Origin of the sequence: uncultured Methanobrevibacter sp. (assembly GCF_937898925.1) — an archaeon.
GTDB lineage: Archaea > Methanobacteriota > Methanobacteria > Methanobacteriales > Methanobacteriaceae > Methanobrevibacter.
The window spans coordinates 1-18,237 of the sequence record NZ_CALDKF010000049.1; the positions used below are offsets into that span (position 1 = coordinate 1).

The following is an 18,237-nucleotide window of genomic DNA, read 5'->3' on the forward strand; positions in this document are numbered from 1 at the left end:
CTGCAGTTTTTGTACCGATAGTTGCAATTTTGCAGTCTGAATTCAAATTTTCTACAAAGTCAGGATAGAACTTGAATATTGAATCGATTGAACTGACTGAAGTGAAAATTAACCAGTCCAATTCTCCAAATCTACCCATCAATTCCTTTAGTGAATCGGTATTTTCCAGTTTCAATTCCAATGTTGGCACGATAAGCGCTTCTCCTCCATAGTTTTCTATGAATTCCTTTGCAGCTTTAGATCTTTCTTTTGGTCTTGTAATAGCTATTCTCTTTACCATATTTCCACATCTTGAGATTATAATTAATATTATGTTTTTGAAATATTTATTTTTTTTAGATATTGTCATTTATTTTATTTACTAAATCCATTCAATAATTATTTTTTTAGATATTTTCCTTAATTTCGTTTAGTAAATACCATTTAATACTTATTTAAATTTATATAATACTTATATCTAAAATTATATATGTAAAAAAATATGTATAAATTTTATTAATTTATTTAAATTATAATTATCGTGATATTAATGAAAATTTTATTTTTGAACTTACCGTATGAATTCAATATAAGCCGGGCAAGCAGATGGCCTGAAAAGACCAAGTCAGGTACTTTGTACTATCCCTACTGGTTAGCATACTGTGTTGGAGTGTGTGAAAGGGAAGGATTTGATTGCAAGCTTGTTGATTGCATTACAAAGGCATACTCAATTGAGGATACAATCGAGGAAGTAAAGGAATACAAGCCGGATTATATAATGGCTGAGATTACAACTCCTACCTGTACTTATGATTATAAGGTTATCAATTCAATTAAGGAAGCTTATCCTAAAGCTAAAATAATGATTGGAGGAACTCACGCAACCATCTTGCCTGATGCAGTCCTTAACGAATGCTTAGGCATTGATTATATTCTTCGTCAGGAATATGACTATACCGTTGGTGAACTGATAAATTCTGATGATGTTTCAAATGTTAAGGGAGTTTCCTATAGGGTGAATTCCAATGGTGAGGATCTTGCTTGTTTAGATGTAAATCTATTAGCTGATTCTATTGATTTCACTGTCAAGCATACTGAAGACAGAGAGCCATTAGAAGATTTGGATAGCCTTCCTTATGTTTCAAAGGTTTATGAAAAATACTTGAACTTTGATGATTACGCTTATGCATTTGCCCAAAAACCAATGATTCAGATCGTATCATCAAGGGGATGTCCAAACCAGTGCAATTTCTGCAGTTATCCGTCTACAATGGGTGGAAGGATTTACAGGACAAGATCTGTAAGTGACCTTGCAGATGAGTTTGAATATATTCTAAATGAGCTTCCAGAGATTAAGGAAATCTTCATTGAAGATGATACATTCACTGTAAACCAGCCAAGGGTAATTGAGTTCTGTGATGAAATCATCAAAAGAGGCTTGAAACCGGTTTGGTCCTGCAACACAAGGGTTGACTTGACCTTTGAAACCATGAAAAAGATGAAGGATGCAGGTTGCAGATTGCTTGTTTGCGGTTATGAATCCGGAAATCAGGAAGTCTTGAATGAAATCAAGAAGGGAATCACTCTTGAGCAGTCAAAGGCATTTGCAGAAAATGCAAGAAAATTGGACATTAAGGTTTTCGGATGCTTTATGATTGGACTTACTGGTGACAGTCTTGAAACAATTGATGAAACATATAAGTTTGCTCAATCCGTTTATCCTGACATGTGTTTCTTCCAGCAAGCTGTACCATTCCCAGGAACCGGTTTTTATGATTGGGCTAAGGAAAACGGCTATTTGATTACTGAGGATTACTCTAAATGGCTGAATGATGACGGTTACTTGAATTGTCTTGTGGATTATCCTTATGCAGACCACAATGAGATAGAGAAATTAAGGGACAATCTGATGAGCAAGTACTATTTCTCATTTGCATATATTGTGAAAACATTCTTGGCAAATCTTGATTGGGTGGAATTCAAGCGTGTAATGCGTGGTGGAACCCAATACATTGCATTTAGAGTAAAAAAAGCTTTGAAAAGGGCAGATAATTTAGATTGATTTCCAAACTTTTCTAAAAAGAGTTTATTAAAATTTCTTCTTTTTTAGCACTATTTTTTAATTTTTTAAAAGGAGTATTTTTTGTGCTGATTTTTATGATTGTTTAAATCCTATTTTTAAAAAAAGAAAAGTATTAGTTTAAGAGTAAAAACTCTAAACTAACTTAAAATTTTTGGTCAAATTTTGACCGAAGGTCAAAACTTGATTGGATTTATTCTGCATCGGAATATAATAAACCGTATGCTCTGCTTTGTAGGAATGTAGTATATATAGTAACGATACCAGATAAAATTGCCCCAATAATTTCAGAGAAATTTCCAATTCCAGTAGCTATAGCAGATAAAACGTAAGAAATGATTCCTATAATAATGATTATTGCAAGGACTTTTACAATTCCGATTTCTTTGAGGTCATTGATTACTTCACCAATGTTCAAAGCTTCTCCTAAACTTTCGGTTTTTGCAAATCTACATTGGGCAATTACTAAAAGTATACTGAATGCAATCAATAAGATAAATCCTAAAATTAAACCTAAAGTTTCATTGATGGCAGATAGGATAGCCATTATTATGATTGGAATTATCATGTAAATTATTGCTAAAATAAATAATTTGATACCATTGATAATTTGTCTTACAGGATCAATTTCAGGAGCGCTATCTTCTCTGTTGATAGCTATTTTCACAACATCTAACATATATCCAGCAATCAGTGCGAATATTGCTATTGCAATGATGATTCCAATAATTCCCAAAATCCCTAATCCTCCGGATAATAATCCAGTAGCTTCACCAGCGCCAACAAATCCAACACCAGTAATGATTAATGCTAAAAATGCAATAATACCAAGCACTACATAGATTACAAGTGCTTTTACGTTATTAATAGGATACATTGCAGCATCACTAATAATTTCACCGATTTCCATAATTAAACACCTCTTTTTTAGTAATTCACTCATACACTATATAAAGTATATTTGAGTTGATATTAAGTTTATCTTTAATAATATATAAATTTGATGTCTTTTTTAGCTTATTTTTCTTTATTTTTGATTTTAAAAATTAATTTAATCTAATTTTTCATATTCTCTCAATAAATTTAAGTTTAATAAATTTTAAAAATAGATTTTAATTATTTTAGTTTTTTAATTAAAATAACTCATTTTTCAAAGTAATACTCATTTGGATTTATGATAATATTTTTATGAAAAATTTTCGTTAAAGTTTGAAAAAAGCTTTTGAAAGCTGAAAAAAATAGATTTTAAGTTTTTGAATAATAAAAATAAGATAAATTAAAGGATTATTCAATTCCCTTAATCTCTTTAAATACGTTAATCACATCACCAATAACGAGTATTGCTGGTGTGTTGATTTCCTTGTCAGCTATTGTTTCAAGGGTTCCGAATACGACCCTTTCATTTGGTAGTGTTCCGCTTTCAATAGCGCATGCAGGAGTTTTAGGGTCTCTGTATTTCATGATCTCTTCAGTGTTTTCCTTGATGTTTCCGATTCCCATAAGGATAATCAATGTATCTGCAGTGTAATCCCATTTAACCTGCTTGTCAGCTTTGGTTGGGTCTTCATGACCTGTAACAACTGTAAATGAGGTTGCAACTGCCCTATGTGTAATTGGAAATGCCATGCTTGTAGGTGCACCGATAGCTGAGGTGACTCCAGGTATGACTTCAAAGGCTATGTTTTCCTTTGCAACGGCTAATAGCTCTTCTCCACCTCTTCCGAATACAAATGGGTCTCCACCTTTCAATCTGATTACATTTTCATGCTCTTTAGCTTCCTCAATGATCAATTGATTGATTTCATCCTGACTCTTATAATGCTCTCCAGCCTTTTTACCTACATAAATGCGTTTTGCATCTTCTGGAGCATGCTTCAATATCTCTTCATTAGCAAGATAATCATATAAAACAACATCTGCTTTGTTTAATGCTTTCACAGCTTTTAAAGTTATTAAATCAGGGTCTCCTGGACCTGCACCTATCAAATATACTGGCATGTTATCTTCCTTAATTTATATTTTAAAAATGAGTTTGTAAAATTTTATTCAATGAATTTTAAATGGATTAAAAAAATTTAGCATATGTAGATAGCTTAAATGCTATCTAACATACCTTTAAAGAATTCAAGACCATTGTCTGAACCCAATAGTTTTGTGGTAGCCCTTTCTGGGTGCGGCATCATTGCAAGAACAAGTCCTGATTCGTCACAAACACCAGTGATTGCTTCCATAGACCCGTTAGGGTTTTCCTCTGCAAACTGAAGAACGATTTGGTCTTGGTCTTTCATAAGATCAATGTCTTGGGTGTAGAATCTTCCCTCAGCATGAGCTATTGGTATGTCAATTACTTGGCCTTTTTCAAAGTTTTTAGTGAATGGGGTCTTGTTGTTTGAAACTTTCAATTTAGACCATTCACAATTAAATTTAGGTACTTCGTTGGTAATGAACAATCCTGGGATAAGTCCGATTTCTCCAAGAATCTGTGCTCCATTACATATTCCAAGAACTGGCTTTTCCTCTTTTACAAGTGCCTTTACACCTTCAACAACAGGGGTGTTGGAAGCTATTGCTCCTGCACGCAAGTAATCTCCATAGGAAAATCCGCCAGGTATAACAATTCCATCGTAATCAGTTAAATCTTCATTATTCCACCAGATATATTCTGCTTGGCCGCCTGCAAGTTCAATAGCCTTATAAACGTCACGGTCGCAGTTAGTTCCAGGGAATCTTATAATTCCAATTGCCATTTTATCACTTTATAATCTTAATTTATTTAGAATCGATTTGAGTTTTTTATCTATTCGCATCCGCATCCGCAGCTTAAGTCCATCTTAATGATATTGATTGTGTAATTGTGGATAATTGGATTGCATAATAGCTTTTGACACATGTCGTCCACTTTTTCTCTTGCATCATCTTCTGAGTCTGCTTCCAATACAAAAGTAATGATCTCTTTTGTTTTGGTTCCTTTAACTTCATATCCTAAAAGAGCAAGGGATCTTTGAATAGTGGTTGCTTCTGGATTTAACATTCCTGGTTTTAAGGAAACTTTAACTTCAATGTCATACATCATTTTTAATCACCTAAATTTAATTTTATGCTTTGTTAGTTTTTTAGTAGTTTAATTCTAAGCCTTTCGCTTATGAATTTTTTCATAATAATTATAATTTCAGATTATTTAAATTCCCCATTTCTGTTTGTCTTCTTCAGTTAAGAGTCTGTTGAAGACTTCTTCATATGCATCAATGACCTCATCATCCTTTCCTTGTCTGAAGAGTTCCTTATCAAGCATGTCAAGGGTTTCAGCATCCCATAATCTGCAGCTGTCAGGACTTATCTCATCACCTAAGATGATGTTTCCATCCTTGTCCTTACCGAATTCGATTTTAAAGTCAACGAGAATGATTCCAATGTCCTTAAACATTTTGCTCATGACATCATTTACCTTAAGAGCAAGTTCTCTTAATGTGTCTAAGTCCTCTTTAGTAGCTATTCCAAGAGCAATAGCTATTGCATCATTCAACATTGGGTCATGGAACTCATCATCCTTGAAGTCCATTTGTATAAGAGGGGGGTTGAATGGAGCCTTGTCTTCAAATGGGAATTTTCTGATAATGCTTCCAGTAGCTATGTTTCTTACAATAACTTCTATAGGAATCATATCAAGCTTTTTAGCTTTCATTACACAAGGTTCGCATAATTCAATCAATTGTGTTTCAACTCCTGCATCTTCAAGGGTTTCAAAGATTTTTGCACAAATAATTGAGTTAATGTAACCTTTTTGGCCCATGCTTTCTTTTCTAGCGCCATCTCCTGCAGTCATGTCATCTCTAAAGTCAATTATGACTTCATCAGGATTTTCACCTTGGAAAACGCTTTTTGCTTTTCCTTCATAAAGTAAATTTTTAGAATCCATTTCAATCATCGTTTTAAAAATTATTTTTGAAAATAATTCATTAATCAGTCTTAACAATTATTTTTAAAAATTCATATAATTATAATATATAATTTTATATTTATTATCATTAATAAATATAATTTAAAATTCATTGCTTTTTTTAGTTTTTTAGTTGTTTTTCTCATATCAATATCAATTTAATAATTTTTTAGTTTTTTAGTTGTTTTTCTCATATCAATATCAATTTAATAATATTTATCCTATATTGATAATTGAATTAAGTCTTTCGTCTTTTATCCTTTGTTTTTTAACTTTCTCAATATCAATAAAAGAAAAGAATATATACCTATAAAAAGAATATATATTTAAGAAAAATGGGGATTTTTCTAAAATAGTATGTAACTTAAAAATATTGAGGATTGTTTTTATGGAAAATGATTCTCTCAATAAGGCTAACGGTGTAAATTCTAAAAAACATATGTCAAAGGAAGAACTGTCTGAATATATAATATCTGCTTATGATTCAGGTGAGACCATGATGGACATTGCAGCGGATGTTGGCAGAAGCAAAATATATGTCAGCAAAGTAATCCATCAGGTTTATGATGATGAGGAGATCAAGGTTCGCCAGTACAATAAATTAAGAGGCAAAAACAAGCTTGATTTTTCAAAGTACAAGAGCACCTCTGGAATTTATAGGGTTAGCTTTGTTGAGAACAAGAGAAATGGAAATGATTATTGGTCATACCAATATTATGAAAACAGCAAGCTAAGAAGGATTGTTTCTGTAAATCTATACAAGTTAAAGGTTATCGTTTTGGATAAAGGATTGGATTGGATAGAATTTACAGATGAGGCTCGTGATTTGGTTTTGAAATATAGGGAAACCTATGATGAATCTTCATTGGATAGACAAAACAAAACCGGATTCTTTAGAGTCACAAAACGTAAAACCAAAACAAGACAAGGTTTTACTTGGGCTTATTCCTTTAAAGAGAACAATCAGCTTAATTTTGTCAGTTCAGTAAACATCAGCACACTCAAGTCTAAGGTTTTAGCTAGAGGATGGGAATGGATTGAATTGACTGATGAGGCAAAAAGATTGGTTGAGGAAAACTCTAAAAAACTTCAAAAAATGAATTAGATCTTTTTGAATGATTTTTCTTCTTTTTTTATCATATTTAATTTACTTTTTTTAATTTTTTATTACTTAATTTAGTTAACCTCGTTAAATGATTTTTAGAAATATTTAATTAATTCATTTAAGATATATAATATTAATATAAATTTTTAGGTAAAAAATTTAAATAAAATAAACAATAAATGATTTATAATCATTATTGACTTGAAAAAATTAATTTGAATGTAAAATATAATACTTATTTCATTCGTTTTTAGAAATTAAAATCAGTATAAAATTTATTAATATTATTTCATTACTTTATTTGGTGATACTATGTGTGGAATTGTTGGATGTGTATTGAAAAATGATAAGGTGGCTCCGATTCTTTTGGATTCAATATCCAAATTGGAATATAGGGGATATGACTCCATCGGTTTAGCTACCGCTTGTGACGGTAAGATTAATCTTAAGAAGGATGCAGGCAAGATTGATGAAGTCAATTCAAAATTGAACTTCGCAGATATGCCTGGAAATTACGGAATTGCTCATGTAAGATGGGCAACTCATGGAGACCCAAGCAAGGAAAACTCACACCCACATTTAAATTCCGCAGGAACTATCGCTGTAGTTCACAATGGAATCATTGAAAACTATTTGGCAATTAAGGAAGATCTAATCGCTGAAGGATATGAATTTAAGTCAGACACTGACACAGAAGTAATTCCACACTTGCTCGATAAATTCATGAAAGAGGGATTGGATTTGGAAAAAGCGGTCCGTAAGGTCATAGGCGTTATTGAAGGCGCTTATGCTCTTGCTGCCATTTGCACAGATGAGCCGAATAAGGTTGTAGCTACCCGTAAGGACAGTCCTTTGATTGTAGGTATCGGTGAAGATGAATACTTCGTTGCATCTGACTCTCCAGCTATTTTAAAATATACCAACAATATAGCATACCTTGATAAGGGTGATATCGTCATACTCACTGAAGACGGTGTAACCTTCAAGGATGAAAATGATAAGGTGATCAAGAAGGAAATTGATGTGCTTGATTGGTCTCCTGAAATGGCTGAAAAGGAAGGTTATGACCATTTCATGATTAAGGAAATCAATGAGCAGGATGTTGCAATCAGAAACACCTTAGGCGAAAAGAAAAAGATTAAAGCTATCGTTGATGAGGTTAAAGGAACCATCAACAGAGTTGTTTTTGTTGCATGCGGAACATCATACCATGCGTCTTTAACTGGAAAATACCTTATAGAATCTTTAGTGGGCATACCAACAGAAGTCTTGCTTGCTTCTGAGTTCAAGTACTCCGCTAAGGCATTGAATGACCAAACCCTTGTAATTTTCATTTCACAATCTGGTGAAACTGCAGACACATTGAAGGCATTGGATGCTGCTAATGAAGTGTCCAAAACATTAGCTATTGTAAATGTAAGGGGAAGTTCCGCTACAAGAAGAGCGGATTATGTTATTCAAACCCAAGCAGGTCCTGAAATTGGTGTAGCAGCTACTAAAACCTATGTAAGCCAATTGATAGCCATTTACCTATTCTCTGCATTGCTTGCAGATGATGAGGAATTGCTTGAGAGATTGGAGAAGGTTCCTGATTACATTGATGAGGTTCTTAAGAAGCAAGGAATCATCCGTGAAATCTCACAATTATACAAGAGGGATAAGGATGCATTCTTCATAGGAAGAGGATTCTCATATCCAATCGCTTTGGAAGGAGCTTTAAAACTTAAGGAGATATCTTATATTCATGCAGAAGGATATGCTGCAGGTGAACTTAAGCACGGTCCTATTGCACTCATTGATGAGCATATTCCTGTAGTTGTAGTTGCACCTCCAGGTGAGGATTACAAGAAGATCATGAGCAATTTGCAGGAAGTTAAGGCAAGAGGTGCTGATATATTAGGAATTGGTGCAAAAGGAGATAAGGATTTGATTGATGAGTCTGATAACGTATTTTTAATCAATCCTGAAGTGGATGACATCTTGGCTCCACTTGTCTACATAGTTCCGCTTCAATTATTGAGCTATCATGTATCTGTAATTAGAAAATTGGATCCTGATAAGCCTAAGAACTTGGCTAAGTGTGTGACTGTAGAATAGATTCCAGCTTTTGAGAGTAATCTCAAAGCCGGACCAAAACTTTTTTTCCGTTTGAGTCTTACTTTTTTTTATTTATTTTATCTATTTTTAAATTCCCATTCCTTTTTTTAACTTTTTAAATTATGTATATTTCTTATACATAAAAAAATTTATATATTAATTTATGTATAAATATTATACAGGAAGTGATTAAATGTTGGAGGAAATTTTTGGAGATTATCCTAAAATAAAAGTTTTGGATTATTTATTAATGAATCCTTTTGGTACTTATACTAAACAGCAAATAGCTGTTGGGGCGGAAATTTCTAGAATTACATTAAATAACTTTATTGAAGAAATCATTGAAAGGAATATTTTGATTAAGGATTCTAATTCTAGACTTAGCTTAAATTTAGATTCTCCTATAGTAAAAATTCTAAACAGAATTATCGATGATTTGAATAAGATTAAAATCGATGAGGAAATGGAAAATCATGATGAGTCTTATGATATATTGGATGATGATGAATTAGATGTTGTCTTTGATGAAAATGCTTCTGATGTTGATTTAGATCAATTGGAACAGGAGATAACTTTCACTGAATATGAATCATTAAAAATAGAGTATGTGGAAGAAAATTCCACTAACTTTAAATTGGCTTTTTGTGAATAATTGTTGATGAGGTGATTGACTTTGGAAATTAAGGACATTCCAATAAAAAAGGGTGTAAAGATTAATCCTAATTCTCAACTTCTATATGCTTCTTCAGTTGGTGTCGGTGAGGATAATGATGAGATACGATTAATTTTTGTAAATAAGAAACTTGTTAATGGCGAAGATAAAATTGAAATGGTCAATGAATCTAATTTGCAAGTAATTCTAAATAGGAATGCTGCAATAGGTTTAAAGGATTTATTGAACCAATATCTGGATTAAAAATAGTTTTTTTTAAGAATTTCTTAGAGGGGTGTGTTAACAGTATTTTAAAAAGATGGTGGTTCATATGTCAAGAAATAATGAGTATGAACAGGATATTCGGGAAAGAATTTTGTTCTTTTTGTATAGAAATAGCTATTGGCAGAAAAGGCATACCCCAAAAATAAATATTTGCAATAAATTGTCGGATATTCCATGCAAATACATTAATAAAGAATTAAAAAGATTATATAAAGATGAATTCATTCGAATTAAGAAAACTAATCATGGAGAAGACGTTTTTTTAAATATTAAAAAGAAAAAAGAAATTGAAAATGAGATAAATGATAAACTAAAAAGATTATATGATTTTTGATTAAGTAATCTATTTTCTTCCACTTCCAATCTCAAGAAGGGGGATTTTGCTCATTACAAATATTAATAGCCAACTTAATCCAATTACGATTATTGAACTTACAGGTAACCAAAGGTAAGCATTGGTTTTTACTATCGGCGCTAAAAAGCCTCTGGTTGATAAGTATTGCAATAAGATGTAATGGGAGAAGTAGATTCCAAAACTGCATGATGAGAACAATACGATTGCTTCCCCTAATTTTGTCTGCCTTATCATTCTTGCATCTTTTTTAACCCATTTTGTGCTTGCATACTTAAATGCTGTAAAGAGGCCAATGGTTTCTAAAATTACAAATATGTCAAAGAAGTCTATAGGGGCAAGACCATATCCTCCAAGTCCCTTTAGGTATATCTTTGCAAAGTGGCCAGCTATACCAATAAGGAACACTATGCATCCCATAGCAAACATCTTCTTGTCGGAGTACTTGAACTGCTTGTTGTGGATATATGACCCCATAATGAAGTATCCGAGAACAGGGAAGAAGTTGAAGATTACCCTGAAATTGTATTTCATTTGAGGATAGTCAAAGAATCCAACTGTGTACAATATGGAGAGAATGAATGTAATTAGTATCAAGTATTCTGCTCCTTTCATTCCTTCTTCACGGATGAAACTGCCTATAACGGGAATGAGAAGATAAACTCCAATCAAGGACCAGATAAACCAGAATGGTCTTGAATAGTCCTGTACACCAAATGCGGTATCAATAAAATAAGTTATTGTTGGCTGGTAATGCCATATGAGAATTCCCGCAATAATGTACACTATAATCCAGAATAAAAATGGCAGGAATACACGCTTGAAACGCTTTTCAAGAAACTTCTTCACTTCATATTTTCTTGTCAAAAGAAGAGATCCGCTAACTGTAAAGAAGAGTGGAACACCGATACGTGTAAGTGAGAACACGCCACTGCAAAAGAGCCAACTGTAAAAATCGTATGAGAACAGTCTGGAAACGTGTCCTATGACCACTAGGATTATGGCAAGTGAGCGGACTTCATCCAGATACATTATACGATTGGGACTAATACTCATTATATCACTATTAATAGTTTATTCATTTCCATTAATAAAGATATTAGTATTTTTAAGAGATATGATTAATTATATGTTTCATTGAATTTATTGAATGCAGATATGATTTCATCGCTATAGTCAATCAAATCCTCTAATGAAAATCTATAATATCTGTTCTTATTCCCATAAGTTAATGGTATTTCAAATTCATAGTCGCAAACACGCCTATTTTTTCCAAGAATGATTAGCTTGTCTCTTAATTCCTTTTCAAAAATGCCCATCATGGGGGTGTTGCCAATTATCATTTTAGGAATGTTGTAATGATCAGCAGGTCCCTTTGAGCTATAATTCCCATAATTCATGAACCATGTTCTGACATGTAAGAAACTTGCATAGTATAGCCTGCTGACAATTGTTCTTTTTATTGCGGAGGGTTTTGAATCGAATTCTTCCAGATTTTCGTATAGCTCTTTTGACAATTCCAAGAAATCTATTGGCTCAAATTCTTCGAAATCTTTGGAATACATCCTTTCACCTGCTTATTAAGAATTCTTCGAAATCTTTGGAATACATCCTTTCACCTGCTTATTATGATTAAAGTTCTATAAAATGACGGATTGTTCAGCAATCTGCAGAAATAATATAAGTCAAAATTAATTTTTAATGAAAGATTGGAGAATTCACTTGAACTCAAATTCTCTTTTATGAAAAAATAATATTCCACATCTATTCCGGGCTCTTGTGAATTCTCTATCATCAAGCATTGGCTAAGATTATATTTTGGCACTGTGTTCTCTATGAAAAACTTGTGTATCTGTTTATAGTCAGTCAAATAATCATATGTTTCATTGGAGTAGATGTCATTAAAGTTCTGGGATTGTTTTAATGTGGAAAAATTTTCATTTAAGACATTTGCCTTAGCTATCATGCACATCCTATCCCTCCGCTTTTCTTAGATTGTTGACACAATTCACAATCAAATCCAAATCCTCAGGGTCTTCCACATCAATGATCAATTGCCTATTGTTTGTTTGAAGATGGTTCTTATGGATTAAAGTAATTAATCTGGCTGCTTTCTGTTCCTCTTCCACTATGAACAACAATTTTATGGGAGTGATCTTCTTATCCTTAAATTCATTTCCAATTTCCGTAATCAGATTGGAATTCAACAGGTCTTCGATTTTTATCCCTTCATTGATTATCTGCAATATTTTTCCATTATAATCATTCATTTCTTTACTCCTTATTTTTTTTTAATTTTCTAATTTCAAGTCTAAAATTTATTATATTTAAAGTTTTGCTTTATTAAACTTCGTTTTAACGAAATCAAAGCAATATTATAATCATATTGTAAAAAATAATGGTTTTGGTTAAGAATAGTTTTATATAGTAAACTTTTCTTAATATCGCATCTATGAGATGATTCAAGAATTTTCATCTAAAAATTATTTATAAGATAATGATAAATATTAAAAATAATTGAAAAGATATTAATTTAACTGGTGTATTCATGAAGTATGATTATTTGATTGTTGGATCAGGATTATTCGGCTCAGTATTTGCATATGAAATGACTAAAAGAGGCAAGAAATGCCTGGTCATTGAAAAAAGGAACCACATTGGTGGAAATGTCTATACAGAAGAGGAACATGGCATAAATGTGCATAAGTATGGTGCACATATACTTCACACAGACAATAAGGAGATTTGGAATTATATCAATCAATTTGCTGACTTCAACCGTTACACAAATTCACCTGTAGCCAACTACAAGGGCGAATTATATAACCTTCCTTTCAATATGAACACCTTCTATCAGATGTGGGGAGTGAAAACCCCTGATGAGGCAAAGGCAAAGATTGAGGAACAAAAAAGAGAAGCTAATATCAGTGAGCCTAAAAACCTTGAAGAGCAAGCAATTTCCTTAGTTGGTAAAGACATTTATGAAAAGCTTGTAAAGGGATATACCGAAAAGCAATGGGGAAGGGATTGCACTGAGTTACCTGCCTTCATCATTAAAAGATTGCCTGTAAGGTTCACTTTTGACAACAATTACTTCAACGACTTATATCAGGGAATTCCAATTGGAGGATACACCAAGATAATTGAGAAAATGCTTGATGGTGTTGAAGTAAGATTGAACACAGATTTCTTTGATAAGAAGGAAGAATTTTTAGCTATTGCAGATAAGGTTCTCTTTACTGGAATGATTGATCAGTATTATGACTATTGCTTTGGAGAGTTAGAGTATAGGGGACTCGATTTTGAATTTGAGACCCTTGACATTGAAAATTATCAGGGAAATGCTGTTATCAACTATACCGATAGGGAAACTCCATTTACAAGGATCATTGAGCATAAGCACTTTGAGAATGCTGTTTCAGATAAGACTGTAATCACTAGAGAGTATCCTAAGGCTTGGGTGAAAGGAGAGGAAGCATATTACCCAATGAATGATGAAAGGAATAGTGAATTGTTTGCCAAATATAGGGAATTGGCTGACAAGGAAGATAAGGTTATCTTCGGTGGAAGGCTTGGAATGTATCAGTATTTTGATATGTGGAAAGTAATTGAGGAAGCTTTAAAATTGGTTGAAAGCTTGGAATAATCAAATTTATAATTATTCTATTTTTTCATTTTTTTTAATTATTTTCGATTTTTTTTTTAATTGTTGTTATTATCAATGTTGTCAATTTATAATTGATAATATGGTTATTTTTATTGCATATATTTTTATTATATTTATGAGTTATATTTTTAATAGTTTCTTATTTTAAACATGTTTTATTTAATCATATTTTTAATTATTGTTGTAAACTATATAAATAATTATTTTTTCATTCTTGTTTTTCTAGATTTCTTTTAAAATTTTTCTTATTATCAATTTTATCCTATTTTTTGATAATATTAAATTTACACTTGAAACTATTATTAAAATTATTAAAATTAAAAAATAATACTAAATATTAGTTTTCAATGCTTAATAATAATTATTTATTTGATTTAAGTATATTAAATAATCATTAAGTTTATATAGTTTAAAATATAATATTAAATTAAGTATTTATTTAACAAAAATTATTATCATTTCAAGTGTATAAATAATTTAATTATAAGAATTTAATTAATCGAAGGTTTAAGCATGAAATATAAAATTTTTATCAGCAGTGTTCAAAAGGAATTCGAACAGGAGCGCAAGTTCATCAAACAGGAAATTGAAAACGATTATATTTTAAATAGGTTCTTTGAAGTCTTTGTATTTGAAGAATATTCTGCATCAGGGGTATCTCCAAAAGAATTATATTCCGAAGAGGCAATCAATTCCGATATATACATTGGTTTGATTGGTTCAGATTATGGAAGTATTTTGGAGTCTGGTATTTCCCCTACTGAATTGGAATATGATTTGTATAATAAAACCCATAATGATGCTTTAATTTATATTAAGGATGTGGATTTTCGAGATGAAAAAACCGAAAAGTTCATTGAGAAAATTGAAAAACACAGCTATGCAACCTTTGAAGACCGTTACGAATTGATTAAGCTAATTAAAAAAAGTTTAGCTGATTTCATTGATAAGAATCTCAGAAATTACAGGGCTTTTGATTCTGAAATATTGCTTGATTCCTCTTGCGGTGATGTGGATATGGATGCATTAAGCATGTTTTTCAATGTTTTGGATTATGGCCCGATTGAGAAGGTAAGGGATGAAAAGGGATTGAAAAAAGTCTTGTCTGCAATACGTGCTGGAGAAGATGTTAATGGGCAGTTCAGATTAAACACTGCAGGAGCATTGTTCTTTGCTAAGGACATATCTAAATTCAACATTGCCCATCAAGTGAAGATGGTTAGATTCTTTGATGATGAGGGAATAGCCGCTTTTGAAAAGGCAGAATATAACTTGTCTTTTTTAAAGCTATTGAAAGAGGCGGAATTGTTTTTCAATAAAACTTTGACCAGCATTTCTCAAATAAAAGGATTTGAACGAAAAACCATTCAAGAATATCCATTTGAAGCAATACGTGAAGGGCTTGTAAATGCATTGGCTCACAGGGACTACACTATAACAACAGCTCCAATAACATTCTACATTTACAATGACCGAATTGAAATAAAGAGTCCTGGCCGTTTAGTCTATCCTTTAACAATTTCTGCTCTTGAAGATAATGATCCAGTGCATAGGAATGAGGCAATATGCAATATATTTTCAAAAACAACATATATGGAACATGTCGGAACTGGAATCAAAAGGATGAAGGATGCCATGAGGGCCCATGGTTTAAGTGAGCCCGAATTTGTTGAGACTGGTGAATTCTTTAAAGTGACTTTCAGGTCCAGTGATAAGCACATTGGATTGAACAATAGGCAAAAGGAGTTCTTAAGATTCAGTGAAAAATCAGAAATTACAATAAAGGAATATATGGAAATGTTTGATATTGTGAGAAATACGGCCACTAAGGATTTGAATGACTTGGTTGAAAAGAGGATGTTGGAAAGGGATGATGTTGGAAAACAGATTATTTTTAGAAAATTGATTGAATAAGGATTGATGTAGGTATGATGTCTAATCTATATTCTGATAGAAACAAAGCAAACGTTGATGAAGTAATAATATTTGATGAACTTCCTAGAAAATTAAGGGTTCAATTTAAATTTATAATGGATGAAATTTTAAAAGATACTCTATTCGGATATAAAGATATTCATAGAATGTTATGTGAGAAATATGGGGAACTTAGTTTAGGTTCAATATATCCTTTAGGTGTAAAAGACGAAGAATCTTTGACTGAAGTGTTTACTAAAGATGATTATAATTTGGAATTAATATTTGATTTAATGGAATTGATGATAAAATATAAAGTTCATGAGTTACATGAAAAAGGATATTCTAAAGATCATAATAAAAGATATATTGCTAAAATTCAAGATTTAATCAATCTTCGTTTTAAAGAATCCTCAATGGGTTATAAGATGGTTAATGGTCAAATAATTAGACAAGATTCTGAAGTAATATTTACTGAAATAATTGAACCAACAATTAATTTAACGTATAATAAATTTTTTGAAAATGTTAATAAGGATTTTGTTAATGCAATAAAAGAATATCAAAGTGGAAAAAATAAAAATTGTTTAGTTAAAGCATTAAATTCGCTAGAAAGCACATTAAAAATAATTTGTGATGAAAAAGGATGGGGATATAATGATGGAGATGGATGCAGTAAATTAATTGATGTCTGTTTTGAAAATGGATTGATTCCATCCGAGATGAAATCAGAATTCACAAGTTTAAATAGTTTATTAAAAAGTGGAACCCTACCTATTCGAAATAATTATGCAGGGCATGGGGATGGTGGAGAGGAAAGGGTAGTTAAAGATTATTTAGCGCGATATGCTTTAAATATTACAGGTTCATGTATCCTATTTTTAATTGAGGCAAGTAGTTTATAATAGGAATCTATTCGAGGGGTGTTATAAATTGAATTCTAAATTATTAAGATATTATTTTGAAAAAGATTTATATTTTCAAAATCCTCCAATGATTATGAAAAAATTCATTGATTTTTGTAAAAAAAGAGGAGTAAAAATTGATCAATCCAAATTAGAAGAATTGGAAAAGAATAAATTGTTCTATCCAATATTTAGAGTAACAGAAATTTATAATCCTATTTATGGACAGTTTGTAGCGCCTAGTTTTGGTGAACGAGGTCATGATGATCTATTAGATTATTTCAATAAAGGCAGTATCTATATTCCACAAGATAAAGAATTCATAGAGTTTAAAAACTTCTATGATACTGAAACACAAAGCTTAAAAACTTATTCTTATTATTCTGCTTTTCAAATTTGGCCATTAATAAAAATATTGGATGATGAAAAAGTAGTTGAGCATGTAGATTCCAGATTTGAAAATTTTGTTAATTTACTTATCGCAATCCAACTTTATGCACCTTATGGAAGATCTAATTTAAGAAGAATTAATCTTAAAACTGAAAGAGACAATTTTTACCAAAGATTAGAAGAGTTTGATTTAGATGAAATATTAAATATAATCAATTTAGGTGCCGATGAGTTATACAAAGCGTATGCAATGATTTGCAGTAAATTAAGGGAATTGCTTGGTAGTGATGATATAATTCAACTTTGGAAAAATATTTCATGGCCTAAAAAAGATAAATGTATTGGACATACAAGATTGGGGATTGAGTATCTTCAATGGGCTATGATGCTAAAAAGGTGTATTGAAGATTATTTGGGGCATGAAACATTTGATGTTGATGAAGTAGATGACTGGAAAAAAGTAAGAGATGAACTTCCATCACAGGAATCTGGTAGGACACTTAGAGGAGTTAGAAATGATTGGTTTAAAAATAAACTCACAGATGAATATGAATTTAGATTAAACCGTAAGAAATTATATTATTTGGCAAATTCATTAACTTTGGATTATCATCCTCGAGTGATTGTATTCGTAGAAGGAGAAACTGAAGAGATTATAATTCCAAAGTTCTTTGGTTTATATGGTTTTAACTTTAGAGATTTAGGTTTTGAGATAGTGAATGTGGAAGGGATTACTAAATACTATTCTGGAAATATAGGATATCAAAAAAATGATGAAAAGATTGATAAGGTTTTAATTAATAATTTTAGGAATTTAATCACTTTTAATCTGAATTTATGGCAAGCTGTTCCATTTTTCATAGGGGATGATGAA

General features: G+C 31.5%; 20 protein-coding genes. 10 read left to right on the forward strand and 10 right to left on the reverse strand.

The window, feature by feature from the left end; translation table 11 throughout:
• The coding region (locus Q0409_RS03820) for a uroporphyrinogen-III synthase (protein ID WP_298535254.1) at positions 1-280 on the reverse strand (280 nt) is incomplete at its 3' end.
• Between the two features lie 249 nt (positions 281-529).
• Here Q0409_RS03820 and Q0409_RS03825 point away from each other — a divergent pair.
• On the forward strand, positions 530-2,041 hold the full coding sequence (locus Q0409_RS03825) for a B12-binding domain-containing radical SAM protein (RefSeq protein ID WP_298535256.1): 1,512 nt from the start codon (positions 530-532) through the stop codon (positions 2,039-2,041).
• Positions 2,042-2,252: 211 nt separating this feature from the next.
• On the opposite strand, the gene Q0409_RS03830 is transcribed toward Q0409_RS03825, so the two are convergent.
• From Q0409_RS03830 to purC, 5 genes are all read right to left on the reverse strand, one after another.
• Positions 2,253-2,969, reverse strand: coding sequence for a DUF4013 domain-containing protein (locus Q0409_RS03830; RefSeq protein WP_298535258.1), 717 nt, complete (start codon positions 2,967-2,969; stop codon positions 2,253-2,255).
• A gap of 374 nt (positions 2,970-3,343) precedes the next feature.
• Positions 3,344-4,057: a uroporphyrinogen-III C-methyltransferase gene (cobA, locus tag Q0409_RS03835; protein ID WP_298535261.1), complete on the reverse strand. Its 714-nt coding sequence runs from the start codon at positions 4,055-4,057 to the stop codon at positions 3,344-3,346.
• Positions 4,058-4,152: 95 nt separating this feature from the next.
• A complete protein-coding gene (gene purQ, locus Q0409_RS03840; RefSeq protein ID WP_298535264.1) occupies positions 4,153-4,806 on the reverse strand; it encodes a phosphoribosylformylglycinamidine synthase subunit PurQ in 654 nt (217 codons plus the stop codon).
• 50 nt (positions 4,807-4,856) lie between these two features.
• The gene (gene purS / locus Q0409_RS03845) at positions 4,857-5,132 is read right to left on the reverse strand and encodes a phosphoribosylformylglycinamidine synthase subunit PurS (RefSeq protein ID WP_292787722.1); all 276 of its coding nucleotides are present in this window, start codon (positions 5,130-5,132) and stop codon (positions 4,857-4,859) included.
• A gap of 105 nt (positions 5,133-5,237) precedes the next feature.
• Entirely contained in the window at positions 5,238-5,975 is a 738-nt protein-coding gene (gene purC, locus Q0409_RS03850) for a phosphoribosylaminoimidazolesuccinocarboxamide synthase (RefSeq protein ID WP_298535267.1), read from the reverse strand.
• A gap of 409 nt (positions 5,976-6,384) precedes the next feature.
• Here purC and Q0409_RS03855 point away from each other — a divergent pair, with 409 nt between their 5' ends.
• The 5 genes from Q0409_RS03855 to Q0409_RS03875 all read left to right on the forward strand — a co-directional run bounded on the left by Q0409_RS03855 (position 6,385) and on the right by Q0409_RS03875 (position 10,469).
• Positions 6,385-7,101 (forward strand): hypothetical protein, encoded by a 717-nt coding sequence (locus Q0409_RS03855; RefSeq protein ID WP_298535269.1) that lies wholly within the window; start codon positions 6,385-6,387, stop codon positions 7,099-7,101.
• Positions 7,102-7,413: 312 nt separating this feature from the next.
• Entirely contained in the window at positions 7,414-9,198 is a 1,785-nt protein-coding gene (gene glmS, locus Q0409_RS03860) for a glutamine--fructose-6-phosphate transaminase (isomerizing) (RefSeq protein WP_298535272.1), read from the forward strand.
• A 193-nt stretch (positions 9,199-9,391) separates the two neighbouring features.
• Entirely contained in the window at positions 9,392-9,850 is a 459-nt protein-coding gene (locus Q0409_RS03865; RefSeq protein ID WP_298535273.1) for a hypothetical protein, read from the forward strand.
• A gap of 21 nt (positions 9,851-9,871) precedes the next feature.
• On the forward strand, positions 9,872-10,114 hold the full coding sequence (locus Q0409_RS03870) for a hypothetical protein (protein ID WP_298535276.1): 243 nt from the start codon (positions 9,872-9,874) through the stop codon (positions 10,112-10,114).
• 67 nt (positions 10,115-10,181) lie between these two features.
• Positions 10,182-10,469: a hypothetical protein gene (locus Q0409_RS03875; RefSeq protein WP_298535278.1), complete on the forward strand. Its 288-nt coding sequence runs from the start codon at positions 10,182-10,184 to the stop codon at positions 10,467-10,469.
• 9 nt (positions 10,470-10,478) lie between these two features.
• Here the strand turns inward: Q0409_RS03875 and Q0409_RS03880 are convergent, their stop codons facing one another.
• The 4 genes from Q0409_RS03880 to Q0409_RS03895 form a co-directional block, all read right to left on the reverse strand.
• On the reverse strand, positions 10,479-11,543 hold the full coding sequence (locus Q0409_RS03880; protein WP_298535279.1) for an acyltransferase: 1,065 nt from the start codon (positions 11,541-11,543) through the stop codon (positions 10,479-10,481).
• A 65-nt stretch (positions 11,544-11,608) separates the two neighbouring features.
• Positions 11,609-12,052 carry a hypothetical protein gene (locus Q0409_RS03885; RefSeq protein WP_298535281.1) on the reverse strand — a complete coding sequence of 148 codons (444 nt, stop codon included), beginning with the start codon at positions 12,050-12,052 and terminating at the stop codon, positions 11,609-11,611.
• 50 nt (positions 12,053-12,102) lie between these two features.
• Complete coding sequence (locus Q0409_RS03890) at positions 12,103-12,459, reverse strand: hypothetical protein (protein ID WP_298535284.1); 357 nt, start codon at positions 12,457-12,459, stop codon at positions 12,103-12,105.
• A 1-nt stretch (position 12,460) separates the two neighbouring features.
• A complete protein-coding gene (locus Q0409_RS03895; protein ID WP_298535285.1) occupies positions 12,461-12,757 on the reverse strand; it encodes a hypothetical protein in 297 nt (98 codons plus the stop codon).
• A gap of 278 nt (positions 12,758-13,035) precedes the next feature.
• On the opposite strand from Q0409_RS03895, the gene glf reads away from it, so the two are divergent.
• From glf to Q0409_RS03915, 4 genes are all read left to right on the forward strand, one after another.
• The gene (gene glf / locus Q0409_RS03900; protein ID WP_298535287.1) at positions 13,036-14,133 is read left to right on the forward strand and encodes a UDP-galactopyranose mutase; all 1,098 of its coding nucleotides are present in this window, start codon (positions 13,036-13,038) and stop codon (positions 14,131-14,133) included.
• 534 nt (positions 14,134-14,667) lie between these two features.
• Positions 14,668-16,068, forward strand: coding sequence for an ATP-binding protein (locus Q0409_RS03905; RefSeq protein ID WP_298535290.1), 1,401 nt, complete (start codon positions 14,668-14,670; stop codon positions 16,066-16,068).
• 17 nt (positions 16,069-16,085) lie between these two features.
• Positions 16,086-16,973: an STM4504/CBY_0614 family protein gene (locus Q0409_RS03910; protein ID WP_298535291.1), complete on the forward strand. Its 888-nt coding sequence runs from the start codon at positions 16,086-16,088 to the stop codon at positions 16,971-16,973.
• Positions 16,974-17,001: 28 nt separating this feature from the next.
• A partial coding sequence (locus Q0409_RS03915; RefSeq protein ID WP_298535293.1) for a TOPRIM nucleotidyl transferase/hydrolase domain-containing protein occupies positions 17,002-18,237 on the forward strand: 1,236 nt, incomplete at its 3' end.